The sequence below is a fragment of the Streptomyces sp. NPDC016851 genome (genome assembly GCF_055562795.1).
On record NZ_JBVHEP010000007.1, the window covers coordinates 123,201 to 136,461 of the forward strand.

11 protein-coding genes are annotated in these 13,261 nt (G+C 72.0%); 2 read left to right on the forward strand and 9 right to left on the reverse strand.

Going from position 1 to position 13,261, the window contains the following annotated elements:
- Positions 1-10: 10 nt before the first annotated feature.
- The gene (locus ACZ3I3_RS13675; RefSeq protein ID WP_467364702.1) at positions 11-2,125 is read left to right on the forward strand and encodes an MMPL family transporter; all 2,115 of its coding nucleotides are present in this window, start codon (positions 11-13) and stop codon (positions 2,123-2,125) included.
- Between the two features lie 40 nt (positions 2,126-2,165).
- On the opposite strand, the gene ACZ3I3_RS13680 is transcribed toward ACZ3I3_RS13675, so the two are convergent.
- The 9 genes from ACZ3I3_RS13680 to ACZ3I3_RS13720 all read right to left on the reverse strand — a co-directional run bounded on the left by ACZ3I3_RS13680 (position 2,166) and on the right by ACZ3I3_RS13720 (position 11,936).
- A complete protein-coding gene (locus ACZ3I3_RS13680) occupies positions 2,166-3,296 on the reverse strand; it encodes an XdhC family protein (protein ID WP_467364704.1) in 1,131 nt (376 codons plus the stop codon).
- Positions 3,297-3,431: 135 nt separating this feature from the next.
- On the reverse strand, positions 3,432-5,630 hold the full coding sequence (locus ACZ3I3_RS13685; RefSeq protein ID WP_467364705.1) for a xanthine dehydrogenase family protein molybdopterin-binding subunit: 2,199 nt from the start codon (positions 5,628-5,630) through the stop codon (positions 3,432-3,434).
- Entirely contained in the window at positions 5,627-6,607 is a 981-nt protein-coding gene (locus tag ACZ3I3_RS13690; protein ID WP_467364707.1) for an FAD binding domain-containing protein, read from the reverse strand. The genes ACZ3I3_RS13685 and ACZ3I3_RS13690 overlap by 4 nt, the downstream gene beginning before the upstream one ends.
- Before the next feature lie 12 nt (positions 6,608-6,619).
- Positions 6,620-7,258 carry a (2Fe-2S)-binding protein gene (locus ACZ3I3_RS13695; protein ID WP_467364709.1) on the reverse strand — a complete coding sequence of 213 codons (639 nt, stop codon included), beginning with the start codon at positions 7,256-7,258 and terminating at the stop codon, positions 6,620-6,622.
- A 189-nt stretch (positions 7,259-7,447) separates the two neighbouring features.
- Positions 7,448-8,215 carry a glucose 1-dehydrogenase gene (locus ACZ3I3_RS13700; protein ID WP_399413372.1) on the reverse strand — a complete coding sequence of 256 codons (768 nt, stop codon included), beginning with the start codon at positions 8,213-8,215 and terminating at the stop codon, positions 7,448-7,450.
- 49 nt (positions 8,216-8,264) lie between these two features.
- Positions 8,265-9,521 (reverse strand): MFS transporter, encoded by a 1,257-nt coding sequence (locus ACZ3I3_RS13705; protein ID WP_467364711.1) that lies wholly within the window; start codon positions 9,519-9,521, stop codon positions 8,265-8,267.
- A 71-nt stretch (positions 9,522-9,592) separates the two neighbouring features.
- Positions 9,593-10,084, reverse strand: a complete 492-nt coding sequence (locus tag ACZ3I3_RS13710) for a cyclophilin-like fold protein (protein ID WP_467364713.1) — start codon at positions 10,082-10,084, stop codon at positions 9,593-9,595.
- Positions 10,085-10,138: 54 nt separating this feature from the next.
- Complete coding sequence (locus ACZ3I3_RS13715) at positions 10,139-10,804, reverse strand: SDR family NAD(P)-dependent oxidoreductase (RefSeq protein ID WP_467364715.1); 666 nt, start codon at positions 10,802-10,804, stop codon at positions 10,139-10,141.
- Between the two features lie 115 nt (positions 10,805-10,919).
- Positions 10,920-11,936: a zinc-dependent alcohol dehydrogenase family protein gene (locus ACZ3I3_RS13720; RefSeq protein ID WP_467364717.1), complete on the reverse strand. Its 1,017-nt coding sequence runs from the start codon at positions 11,934-11,936 to the stop codon at positions 10,920-10,922.
- Between the two features lie 169 nt (positions 11,937-12,105).
- On the opposite strand from ACZ3I3_RS13720, the gene ACZ3I3_RS13725 reads away from it, so the two are divergent.
- Positions 12,106-12,987, forward strand: coding sequence for a helix-turn-helix domain-containing protein (locus ACZ3I3_RS13725; RefSeq protein ID WP_467364719.1), 882 nt, complete (start codon positions 12,106-12,108; stop codon positions 12,985-12,987).
- Positions 12,988-13,261 lie beyond the last annotated feature (274 nt).

Consider the following 13,261-nt stretch of genomic DNA (forward strand, 5'->3'; position numbering starts at 1 on the left):
GAGACTACTCATGCGTGTGCTGTTCCAGCACGTCGCCCGCGCGCCCGGCGGACGCCGCGGCAAGTGGCTGGTCCTGGCGGCCTGGCTGATCCTGGCCGTCGCCCTCGGCCCGCTGGCCGGCAAGCTCGGCGACGTCGAGGAATCCGGGCCCAACGCCTTCCTGCCGCGCGGCGCGGAGTCCGCGCGGGTCAACACGGAACTGGAGAGGTTCCGTACGGACACGGTGATGCCGGCCGTCGTCGTCTACACCGGCGACGGGGCACAAGCCGCGGCGCGGACCGACCGGGACGCCTTCGCGCGGTACGTCCCCACCGGTCAGGACGTCTCGCGGCCGATCCCGTCCGAGGACGGCAAGGCCGTGATGACGATCGTCCCGCTGGACAGCGAGGACGACATCACCGGCAAGGTCGACGAGCTGCGCGAGGTGGCCGGCGCCAACGCCCCGCCCGGCGTGGACGTCGAGGTCGGCGGTCCCGCCGGCTCGCTCACCGACTCGGTGGCGGTCTTCGACGGCCTCGACTCGACTCTGTTGCTGGCCACCGGCCTGGTGGTGGCCGTCCTCCTGCTGCTCACGTACCGCAGCCCGGTCCTGTGGCTGCTGCCCCTGGTGTCGGTGGGCTTCGCGGCCGTCCTCACCCAGGTCGTGACGTACCTGCTCGCGAAGCACGCCGGGCTTCCGGTCGACCCGCAGAGCGCGGGCATCCTCATGGTCCTCGTCTTCGGCGTCGGCACGGACTACGCCCTGCTCCTCATCGCCCGCTACCGCGAGGAACTGCACCGCCACGAGGACCGCCACGAGGCGATGCGGATCGCGCTGCGCCGCTCCGGACCGGCGATCCTGGCCTCCGCCGCCACCGTCGCCATCGGCCTGTCCTGCCTGGCGTTCGCCGACATCAACTCCTCCCGCTCCCTGGGGCTGGTGGGCGCGGTCGGTGTCGTCTGCGGCTTCCTCGCCATGGTCACCGTGCTCCCGGCGCTGCTCGTCATCACCGGCCGCTGGGTGTTCTGGCCCTTCGTCCCGCACCAGGGCACGCCCTTCCGCGAGCAGCGCACCATCTGGTCCCGGATCGGGGCCCGGGTCGCCCTGCGTCCCCGCTGGTCGTGGCTGATGTCGGTCGCCGTCACCGGCGTGCTCGCGCTGAGCGCGACGGGCATCACCATGGGCCTCACCCAGGCGGAGATGTTCCAGGACAAGCCCGAGTCGGTCGTGGCACAGGAAAGGATCTCGGCGCACTATCCTTCCGGCGCCTCCGACCCGGCGGACGTCGTCACCCGCACCGACCGGACCGCCGAGGTCAGGGCCGCCGCGGCCGCGGTGGACGGGGTGGCCCGGGTCGAGGACGACACCGCCCGCACGCCGGACGGTGAACTCACCTCGCTGTCGGTGGTCTTGAAGCAGGCTCCGGACAGCCAGGCCGCCAAGGACACGATCGACTCCCTGCGCGGGGCAGTCCACCAGGTCGACGGCGCCGAGGCCTTGGTCGGCGGCACCACCGCGGAGGCCCTCGACACCCAGCGGGCCGCCGACCGCGACCTGACGACGGTCGTCCCGATCGTGCTCCTCGTCGTCCTGGGCGTCCTGATCCTGCTGCTGCGGGCCCTGATCGCCCCGCTGCTGCTCCTGGTCACGGTCGTGCTGTCGTACTTCGCGGCCCTCGGCGCCTCGAACCTCCTCTTCGAGCACGTCCTGGGCTTCGCGGGCGTCGACTGGTCGATCCCGCTGATGGGCTTCGTGTTCCTGGTGGCCCTCGGCATCGACTACAACATCTTCCTCATGCACCGGGTGAAGGAGGAGGCCGAGAGGCTGGGCCACGACCGCGGCGTCCTGGAGGGCCTGACCAGCACCGGGGGCGTCATCACCTCGGCCGGCGTCGTCCTGGCCGCGACCTTCGCGATCTTCGCGGGCCTGCCGCTGGTGACGATGGCCCAGATGGGCGTCCTGGTCGGCATCGGCGTCCTCCTGGACACCTTCCTCGTCCGTACGGTCCTGGTACCCGCCCTCGCCCTCGACCTGGGCCGCTGGTGGTGGTGGCCGGGCGGCCTCTTCCACGCCCGGCCCACCGCACGGAACGCCGCCGGAAGCGCCCCGTCCCCCACCCCACGGGATCCGACCCGCGTGATGTGAGCCCCCGCGTCCGTCCGAGGAGCCGGTCAGCACAGTCGGCCTACGTGCTGCCCGGCACCCTCGGCGGCCGGTGGATCGGGCCGGTGCTGCGGGTCAGCGGCCGCCCCGTGCCCTGGTTGGCCTGGGCGATGATCTCCGCGGTGATGGAGACGGCCGTCTCCTCGGGCGTGCGGGCTCCGAGGTCGAGGCCGATCGGGGAGCGCAGGCGGGCCAAGTGGTCGTCGGTGACGCCCTCCTCGCGCAGCAGCCGCAGGCGCTCGGCGTGGGTGCGCCGGGAGCCCATGGCCCCCACGTAGGCGACGGGCAGGCCGAGTGCCAGGCGCAGCAGGGGGATGTCGAACTTGGCGTCGTGCGTGAGGACGCAGACGGCGGTGCGCTCGTCCACCTCGGTGTGTTCCAGGTAGCGGTGGGGCCAGTCGGCCACCACCTCGTCCGCGTGCGGGAAGCGTGCGGTCGTGGCGAAGACGGGGCGGGCGTCGCAGACGGTGACGTGGTAGCCGAGGAAGCGGCCGGCCCGGCTCAGGGCGGCGGCGAAGTCGACGGCGCCGAAGACCAGCAGGCGGGGCCGGGACGCATGGACGTGGACGAGGACGGACAGCCGTTCGCGGCAGCCGTCCGCCTCCCCGCCGATGTCGGCGCGGGCGGTGCGGCCGGCCCGCAGCAGGGCCCTGGCGTGTTCGGCCACGGCCCGGTTCGCCGGGCCGTCGTCCACCCGTCCGTGGGCGGCATGGTCACCGCCGAGCACGCTCAGTGTGGAGCCGAGGAGGTGTTCCGGGCCGTCCAGGACCTGTGCCACGGCGACCGGTCTGCCTCGAGTGACCGCTGAGAGGGCGGTGAGCAGGTGCGGCCGGGCCGCGGGGTCGATGCGCTGGACGAAGACGTCGAGTTCGCCGCCGCAGGTCAGGCCGACGGCGAAGGCGTCGTCGTCGGAGTAGCCGAACCAGGCCCGCTGCGGGGCGCCCCGGTCGCGGAGCACCTGTCGGCACAGCTCGTAGACGGCTCCCTCGACGCAGCCGCCGGAGATGCTGCCGACGGCGTTGCCGTCCTCGTCCACCGCGACCGACGTACCGGTCGGCAGCGGGGCGCTGCCGTGCACGCCGACGACGGTGGCGAGGGCGAAGGGGCGGGCCTCGCGGCACCAGCGGTGCAGCGTGTCCGCGATGTTCAGCATGGCGGTCCTCCACAGCGGGACCAGGATCGGCAGGTGAGCGGGCCGCCGCCACGACGCCGGGGAAACGTCATGCGGCGGCGGCCCGGAACCGGAGCCGGAGCAGACCCCGGCCCCGGTCGGCCCGAGGTGCCCGGGTCAGAGCAACGCCTCGGCCGTGATGGGCAGTTCACGGACGCGGCGGCCGGTGGCGTTGAAGACCGCGTTGGCGATGGCGGGCGCCACCCCGATCATCACGAGCTCGCCGAGGCCCTTGACGCCGAGCGGGTCGGCCTCGCGGTCCTCGCCGTCCAGGTAGATCGCCTTGAGGTCGGGGACGTCGGCGTTGACGGGCACGAGGTAGTCGGCGAGGTTGGCGTTGACGATCCGGCCGTCGCGGTGATCGGTGAGGGTGTGCTCCAGCAGGGCCGTGCCGATTCCGCCGACCATGCCGCCGAGGGCCTGGCTGTCGGCGAGCTTGGGGCTGATGATGCGGCCCGCGTCGTACACGCCGAGCACTCGCCGCACCCGCACCAGGCCCAGGGTCGCGTCGACGGCCACTTCGGCGAAGGTCGCGTTGTAGCCGTAGAAGGAGTGCCGCTCCCGGCCCGACGGCGGCGCGAAGGAGCCCTCCGCCTCCAGGTGGGTGCGGTCGTTGCGGGTCAGCAGCCGCCGGTACGTCTCCCCGCGCGTGGGGTCGTTCTTCACGTGCAGTCGGCCGTTGCGTACGACGATGTCGTCGGCCGGTACGCCGTGCAGCGGCGACTCGCGGTCCTCGACGGCCAGTTCGATCGCCTGACGGCGGACCTTGTTGCAGGCGTCGAGGGTGGCGGAGCCGACGCTGGCCATGGTCATCGAACCGCCGTGCGGTGGGGTCGGCGGGTAGAGGGAGTCCCCCAGCCGGAAGGTGACCGTGCGCACGGTCAGTCCGAGGGCGTCGGCGGCGACCTGCGTCTGGGAGGTGTACGTCCCCGGGCCCATGTCGGTGGCGGCGGCCTCGACCAGCGCCGTGCCGTCGGCGTCCAGGCGGGCCCGGGCCTGAGCGGGCATGCGCGCGGTGTCGTAGACGCCGGCGGCCATGCCCAGGCCGATCAGCCAGTCGCCGTCGCGCGTGGAGCGGGGCCTGGGGTTGCGGCGGTCCCAGCCGAACGCGCGGGAACCGACGCTGTAGCACTCGCGCAGGCGGCGAGTGGAGAACGGCAGACCGGACGACTCGTCCTCACTCGGCTCGTTGCGCCGGCGCAGTTCGATCGGGTCGACGCCGAGTTCGTGGGCGAGTTCGTCCATCGCCGACTCGATGACGAAGGACGCCGTCTGGAAGCCGGGGCCGCGCATGTACAGCGGCGTGGGCAGGTCCAGCGGCACCGTCCGGTACGCCTGGCTCACGTGGGGCATGCTGTAGAGCATCTGCCCGGCCGCCAGGATGGCCTCGGTGAACCTCTCGTACGAGGAGGTCTCGGCGTCCAGGTCGTGGACCGCGGCGGCCAGCCGGCCGCGCCGGTCGCTGCCCAGGCGGAGGCGGTAGTCGTACGAGGGCCGGTAACCGGTGCCGAGGTACATCTGCTTGCGGCTGAGGAGCAGCTTGACCGGACGCTTCGTCTCGCGGGCGGCCAGCGCGGCGACGACCACGTGCGGCCAGCAGCGCAGCGCCGTCCCGAACCCGCCGCCGACGAACGGGGAGATGACGCGCACCGCGTCCGTCTCCAGGCCGAACACCGCGGCGAGTTCGGCCTGGGTGCCCACCACCCACTGGGTCTTGTCCCAGACGGTGAGCTTGTCGCCGTTCCAGCGGGCGATGGTGGCGTGCGGCTCCATCGGGTTGTGGTGGTTACGGGCCGTGCGGTACGTCAGGTCCAGCCGTACGGCCGCCGTGCGCAGGGCCGCTTCGGCGTCGCCGCGCGCGTACCGGGTCGGCTCGTCCGGCTGGGCCTCGGTGAGGTCGGTCGAGGGCTGTTCGGCGTCGTAGTCGACCTCGACCAGGCTCGCACCGTGCTGGGCGGCCTCCAGGGTGGTGGCCACGACGACGGCGACCGGCTGGCCGTGGAAGCGGACGCGGTCGTCCTGGAAGACGCGCAGTCGCCGCCCCTCCGGAGGGTTGTTGGACCCGGGGTTGTCGCGGTACGGCAGCTTCGGCGCGTTGCCGTGGTGGATGACCTTCAGCACGCCCTGCAGGGCTTCGGCCGCGCGGGTGTCGATGCCGGTGATGCGGCCACGGCCGACGCTCGCATCGACGATGACGGCGTGCACGGCTCCGTCGACGTCGTGCTCGGCGGCGTACAGGGCCTGGCCCGTGACCTTCAGCCGGCCGTCCACCCGGGACAGCGGCGCGCCCACGGCTGCCTGCGGCTGGGGGCTCACTTGGTACCTCCTACGACGCGCAGCTGGCGTTCGACGGTGCGCTTGAGCAGCTCGACCTTGAACCGGTTGTGCTGAAGGGGACGGGCGCCGTCCGCCGCTTTCGCGGCAGCGGCCGCCCAGAGGGTCCCCGAGGGGCGTTCACCGACGAGGTGGTGCTCGACGGCGGGCAGCTTCCAGGGCACGGTGCCCACTCCCCCGGCGGCGACCTTGGCCTCGCGGATCACCCCGCCGCGTACGTGCAGCGCGACGGCCGCCGACGTCAGGGCGAACTCGTAGGACTGCCGGTCGCGGACCTTCAGATAGCCGGACCTGAGCGGGCGCGGAAGGGCCGGTATCTCCACCCCGGTGATCAACTCGCCTTTGCGCAGTGCCTGTTCGCGTTGCGGTGTGCTGCCGGGTCGCAACAGGAAGTCGGTGAAGGGGACCTGGCGTGCCCCGTCCGGGCCCAGCAGGTGCACCCGGGCCTCCAGGGCGGCGAAGGCCACGGCGGCGTCGGAGGGGTGGGTGGCCACGCAGGCGTCGGAGGTGCCGAGGATGGCGTGGGTGCGGTTGACGCCGTGCAGCGCGGCGCAACCGGAGCCGGGGTCGCGCTTGTTGCAGTCGGCGGTCACGTCACGGAAGTACGTGCAGCGGGTGCGCTGCATGATGTTGCCGCCGATGGTCGCCATGTTCCGCAGCTGCGCCGACGCGCTCAGCTCCAGCGCCTCGGAGACGACGGGATACAGGGTGCGCACCTTGGTGTGGCCGGCGGCCTCGGCCATGGTCACCAGGGCGCCGATGCGCAGCCCCCCGCGCTCGGTGACGGTGATGTCGCGCAGCGGAAGACCGCTGATGTCGACGAGGGCACCGGGGCGTTCGACGGTCTCGCGCATGAGGTCGACCAGGGTGGTGCCCCCGGCGATGTAACGCCCGCCTGTTCGACCGGCGTCGAGGGCCTCACGGGTGTCGGAGACGCGGGTGTAGGAGAAGGGATGCATGGCGGCCGTTCCTCACTTCCGGCCCGCGGTCTGCTCCACCGCGCGCACGATCTTGACGTAGCAGCCGCAGCGGCAGATGTTGCCGCTCATCCACTCCCGTATCTCCTCCGGCGAGCCGGTGTGGCCTTCCTGGATGCAGCCGACGCCGGAGACGATCTGGCCGGGCGTGCAGTAGCCGCACTGGAAGGCGTCCTCGTCGATGAACGCCTGCTGCAACGGGTGCAGCCGGTCGCCTTCGGCCAGGCCCTCGATCGTGGTGACCTCGGCGCCCTCCAGCCTGACGGCCAGCGTCAGGCAGGAGTTGACCCGCTGCCCGTCGACCAGCACCGTGCACGCACCGCAGGCACCGGCGTTGCAGCCCTTCTTGGAGCCGGTCAGGTCCAAGTGCTCGCGCAGCAGGTCCAGCAGCGAGGTCCGGTTGTCGACCGTCACGGTGCGGCGGGTGCCGTTGACGGTCAGAGAAACCCGGCTGGACGGCGGTGCCTCGGCGGCGGTGGCCTCTTCCGGGCCCGTGAGGAGCGTCCCTCCGGCCACGACGGCGCCGCCGACCGCGGCACTGGTGGCGATGAAGGTGCGCCGAGTGGGCGCCGGGGAGGACTCGCCGGCTCCGGTGGGGGGTGGAACGGCGGACTCAGGGAGTTGAGTTGACATACGTACGCCTTCGTATCGCGGACGGATCGGCCGTACACAGCAGCGGGGCGGGAGACTGGATCGTCGTCACCGCGGGGGGATGGGCGACCGCGCGCCTCGGCGGCGGCGACTGGTCACGTGGGGAGTCTCGCACCACCGGCGACGCTCGTGACAGGGAGACTTTTCTCCCCCTTTAGGTGGGCGCCGTGCCTAGCGGGCGACGTAGCCGCCGTCGACGGGGAGCGCGACGCCGAGGACGAAGCTCGCTCCGGGGCTGCACAGCCACAGGACGGCCTGGGCGATTTCCTCGGCCGTACCGAGGCGGTTGATCGGCTGGTTGGCCTCGGCCTCCGCCCGGTCGAGCTCTCCCTTGGCGATCATGTCGCTGACCATCGGGGTGTCGATGGTGCCGGGGCAGACGGCGTTGACGCGGATGCCGCGCGGGGCGTATTCGAGGGCTGCGCTGCTGGTCAGGCCGATGACGCCGTGCTTGGAGGCGTGGTAGGAGGCACGGCCGGGGAGGCCGACCAGACCGCCGAGCGAGGAGCAGTTGACGATGGCGCCGCTGCCCTGGGCGCGCATGTGCCGCAGCTCGTGCTTCATACAGGCCCATACGCCGCGGAGGTTGATGGCGTTGACCCGGTCGAAGCGTTCGGCGGGTTCGTCGGCGGCGTCGCTGGGCGGGATCTGGATGCCCGCGTTGTTGTACGCCATGTCGAGGCGGCCGAAGGTCTCGACCGTGCGGTCGACGGCGGCGGCGACCTGGTCCTCGTCGCTGACGTCGCAGGTGAGGGCGAGGGCGCGGTGGCCGGCGTCGGTGAGTTCCTTCACGGCGGCGTTCAGGGCCGCTTCGTCGATGTCGGTGAGGGCGACGGCGGCTCCGGACGCGGCGAACGCGCGGGCGGTCGCCAGGCCCATACCGGCGCCGGCGCCGGTGACGAGGGCGACCTGGCCGGTGAAGTCGTAGGTGGGATTCACGTCGTGGTCTCCATTCGAGTGCGGACTGCGCGAGGAGGCTGCGCCCGGGTCAGTACTGCGAGGGCGCCCGCGCGGGTTCGTCGCGGCGCCGTGGCGTGGACGCGCTGCTCCGGGCCACGATCCGGCCCTTGCCGGAAGGGCCGTGGACGGCGAGGGCGAGCAGGGGCAGCAGCGTGAGGGCGGCGATGACGGTGCCTACCAGGGGCGGGCCGGTCAGGCCGAGGGAGGAGTCCAGGGCCTGTCCTGCGATCAACGAACCGGCGGCGATGCCGGTGTTGAAGGCGGAGGTGGTCAGAGAGGAGGTGAGGGTGGGGGCGTCACCGGCGAAGCGCATGGCGAGCGCGGTGACGACCGGGTTGACCGTGAAGCCGGCCAGGCCCATGAGGAAGACCAGGAGGGTCGCCGTCACCGGGTTGCCGGACAGCGGGATCATCAGGAACAGGACCAGGGCCGTGGCCGCGGCGGCCGTGAGGGTGGTGACCATCGGACGTCGGTCGCCCAGTCGGCCGCCCGTGGTGGTGCCGCCCAGGGCGCCGACGCCGAAGGCGATGAGGACGAGCGGTACGGCGCCCGCGGGGACGCCCGCGCGGTCGGTCAGCAGCGGCGTGACATAGGTGTACGTCGCCAGGACACCACCCATGATCAGCATCGCGGCGGCGAGCGCCAGCCACAGCCGGACCTGGCGCAGCGCCCGGACCTCGGCCCGGACGGACACCTCGACGCGCTGCTCCCGGGCCGGGATGAAACGGCCGATGAACGCGGCGGCGAGCCCGGAGAGGACGGCCAGGGCCCAGAAGGGGCCGCGCCAGCCGGTGAACTGGCCGGCGAAGGAGCCGATCGGCACGCCGACGACGTTGGCCAGGGTCAGGCCGCCGATCATGACGCCCGTGGCGCGGGTGGCGTTGGGCGGGCCCGCGGCGGTGGTGGCGACGACGAAGCCGACGGCCCAGAACGCTCCGGTGGCCAGGGCCGTGACGACCCGGGCCGCGAGGACGACCGTGAAGGACGTGCTGAGGGCGGCGACCAGGTGTCCGAGGCAGAACACGGACAGGGCCAGGATCAGCGTCCGGCGCTGCGGCAGCCGCAGGGTCGCCAGGGCCATGGTCGGCGAGCCGACGATCATGCCGATGGCGAAGGCGGTGATCAGCAGGCCGGCGTGGGAGACGCCGACTCCGAGGTCACCGGCCAGCTCCGGCAGCAGACCGGCGACGACGAACTCGGTGGTCCCCATCAGGAACGTGCCGGCGGCGAGCACCCAGACGACGAAGGGGAGCTTGCCGGGGGTGGTCCCGGATGCGGAAGGCATGCGTGTGGTGTCTCCTTGCGTGGACGTGGTCTTGCGATGGCGCCCCCTGCGGGGCGGGCGGTGGGGCCGGATCAGGGCGCGGCTTCGATGGTGATCCGTTCGGCCCCGGCGAGCCGGTCGGTGCCGGCGTCGATGTGGCCGAGGATGAGCAGGTCGGCGTTGGCGGAGTCGCCGTCCCGGTAGAAGACGGCCAAATTGCCCCAAGGCGCGTAGTAGGTCAGGTCACCGGCCTTCGGCGCGCGCGGCTCGGGAGCGCCCGAGGTGGTCAGCCTGCGCGGCAGGTCGGCGATCCGCTCCGTCTGGTGGAAGTCCTCCAAGTCCAGGGTGATCGGGAGCAGTTCGGCGAAGTCACGGGCGGCAGGACTGTCGTTCAAGGCGGCGTCGACGGGGCGGCCGTCGAGGGTGACCCGGATGTCCATGGCGGTGTTCCTGTCGGACGGTGTGGTGCGTGCCTCGGCCGTCGGTGTCTGCCGCCGGGCGGAGGATGCGGAGGATGTGTGGTGCGGGGAGGCCGGCGAGGTGTCGCTGCAGGCCGCCGCGGCCAGCAGGACTGTGATGGCCATGGCGGCGCGGGCGAGAGCGCGAAGGGGCGCGGGGTTCACGGGGCCGTCCAGTGACTAGTCGGGCAGGGGCTCGGAGTAGTGCCGGAAGCCGTCCCGCCGCTGGTGGATGCCGTACAGCCGCTGCGCCAGCGCGTCGGGGCTGCTGTGCTCGGCGTCGGGCCGGATGGCCCCGGGGATGATCAGCTGCGCGGCGTGGATGTTCTCCGGGGCGAGCGTGTCGTGCAGCATGCGGGCGTAGGCGCTCTCGGCGGCGAAGGCGATCGAGGTGCCGGCGACCTTCGGGTTGGGGCGTACGGCACTGCCGCCGTTGACGAACAGCAGCGTGCCGCGGCCGAGGGCGCGCATGCCGGGCAGAACGGCGTTCACGCAGGTGACGGGGCCCTTGACGGAGAAGGCGAGCGGGGCGTCGAGGTCGTCGGCGCTCGTGTCGAGGACCGGTTTCATGAAGTCGGCGTGCGGCACCGGGCTGTACTGGAGGATCTCGATGGGCCCCAGGTCGGCCGCGGCCGTGTGCAGGGCCGTGGTCAGGGACTCGGTGTCGAGGACGTCGGCGGTGAAACCCCGGGCCTGGATGTCGTCACGGGCGAGGTCGGCCGTCAGTTCGTCCAGCTTCTGCGCGGTGCGGGCGACGAGGGCGACGGCGTGGCCGGCCGCTCCGAAGCGGCGGGCGGTGGCCAGCCCGAGGCCCGGCCCGGCGCCGACGAGGGCGAAGGTCGTCATGGTGGGTCCTTGCGTGAGGGGGGTGGTTCCGGGTCGGGTTCCGGGGCCGGGGCCGCGTGGCCTGGCATGCGGCCCCGGCCCCGGACCCCGCGGTCAGGGCGTCGGCACCTTTTGGTCAGGGCTTGAGGAGCGCCTTGATCGCGCGGCGTTCGTCCATCGCCCTGTAGCCCTCGGCGACCTGGTCGAGGGGCAGGGTGAGGTCGAAGACCTTGCCCGGGTCGATCCGGCCGGACAGGACGCGGTCGATCAGGTCGGGCAGGAAGCGGCGTACGGGGGCGGGGCCGCCGCGCAGGCCGACATGGGAGAAGAACAGCTCCTCGCCGTCGACGGCCACCTCGTGCGGGACGCCGACGAAGCCGACGTTGCCGCCGGGGCGGGCCGAGTGCAGGGCCTGGCGCATGGACTCGGCGGTGCCGACGCACTCCAGTACGGAGTCCGCGCCGATGCCGCCGGTGAGGTCCTTGACGCGGGCGATGCCTTCGTCGCCGCGTTCGCTGACGACGTCGGTGGCGCCGAACTCGAAGGCGAGCTTCTGGCGCGACTCGTGCCGGCTCATCGCGATGATCCGCTCGGCCCCGAACTCGCGCGCGGCGATGACGCCGCACAGGCCGACCGCGCCGTCGCCGACCACGACGGCCGTGGAGCCGGGCTTCACTTCGGCGGCGTGGGCCGCGTACCAGCCGGTGCCCATCACGTCGGAGACGGCGAGCAGGCTCGGCACGAACCGGCCGTCCGGGTGCTCGTCGGTGGCGACGAGGGTGCCGTGGGCGTTGGGGATGCGCACGTAGTCGGCCTGGCAGCTGCTCATGAACTCGCGGTGCAGACAGGAGGACTGCCAGCCGTTCAGGCAGTTCGCGCAGGTGTTGTCCGAGGTGGCGAAGGAGCCGACCACGAACTGGCCCGGCCTGACGTGGGTGACCTCTCCGCCCACCTCCTCGACGATGCCGACGTACTCGTGCCCCATCGGGTGCGGGTCGCCGATGGGTTCCGCCCCGCGGTAGGGCCACAGGTCCGAGCCGCACACACAGGTGGCGACCGTACGGATCACCGCGTCGGTCGGGTGGAGGATCTTCGGGTCGTCGCGTTTCTCGAAGCGCACGTCGCCGGGGGCGTGGATGACTGCTCCGCGCATGGGTGCTTCCTTCGTGCGGGGATGGGTGTGCTTCAGCCGTGGTCGGAATCGGCCGGATCGATGTCGAGCCTCACACGCGGGAGCAGGTGCGAAAAGCGGAGGAATTCATCCTGGGAAGGGAACATCCTGGGAGGGATTTCTCCCCCCTTTCCCAGGTGGAATCGGTGTCATGCTGGGAAGCATGACCGCCAACGTCCCCCTCAATGAGCTGGGAGAATTCCTCAAGAAACGCCGCTCGGAGCTGAGCCCGCGCGCGGTCGGACTGCCCGAGACCGGCAAACCCCGCCGGGTGCAGGGGCTGCGCCGCGAGGAGGTCGCCCAGCTGGCCAGCATCAGCACCGACTATTACACCCGGCTGGAACAGGGCCGCATGCAGGCGTCGGCACCCGTGCTGGACGTCCTCGCCCGGGTGCTCCACCTGGACGACGACGAGCGCGGCTACCTCTTCCAGCTCGCGGGCAAGACCACCACCCGCACCCGGCGACGCGGCCGGCAGAAGGTCCAGCCGCAGCTTCAGCGGGTCCTGGACGACCTCACCGCCACCCCCGCCATCGTGCAGGGCCGGCGCGGGGACATCCTGGCCTGGAACGCGCTGGCGGCCGCCCTGGTCACCGACTTCTCCCGCATTCCGGAAAAGCACCGCAACTACCCGCGGATCATCTTCACCGATCCGGCCATGCGCACCCTGTACGCCGACTGGGAGACCTCCGCTCACATCGCCGTCGCCCAACTGCGCATGGAGGCCGCGAAGTACCCCGAGGATCCCGGCCTGATCGAGCTGGTCGGCGAACTGTCCCTGCGCGACAAGCAGTTCGCCCGCTGGTGGGGCGATCACCACGTCGCCGCCCGCACCGTCGGCACGAAGACCCTCAACCATCCGGTCGTCGGCGAACTCGTCCTGGACTGGGACACCCTCACCGCCAACACCGACCCCGACCAGAATCTGACGGTCTGGACGGCCATGCCCGGCTCCCCCACCCACGAACGGCTGCGCATCCTGGCCTCCTGGGCCGCCGACCAGGACTTGCCGGCCTCCTCTCCCCTCACCTGACCGCCGCAGGCCACCCCCGGCGAAATCAGTCTCAAAGCTTGCGCACAAATTGCACACATCCTCTCTACATACTGATCTCGATGGTCTAGATTGACCGTGCTTCGGATGTTCGAACACGAGGCGACCGTTAATGATCAATAGGTCCGGAGCTGCGAAAAGCCGACGGTCGCCTCCCCACCACCAGAGGTGGTGGTGATCAATTTCTTGGAGCCCGGGAGGGTGCCTTGGGTGCGGGGAGCACCCGGGGTTCGGGGTGCTCAAGTAGCGCGCGGTA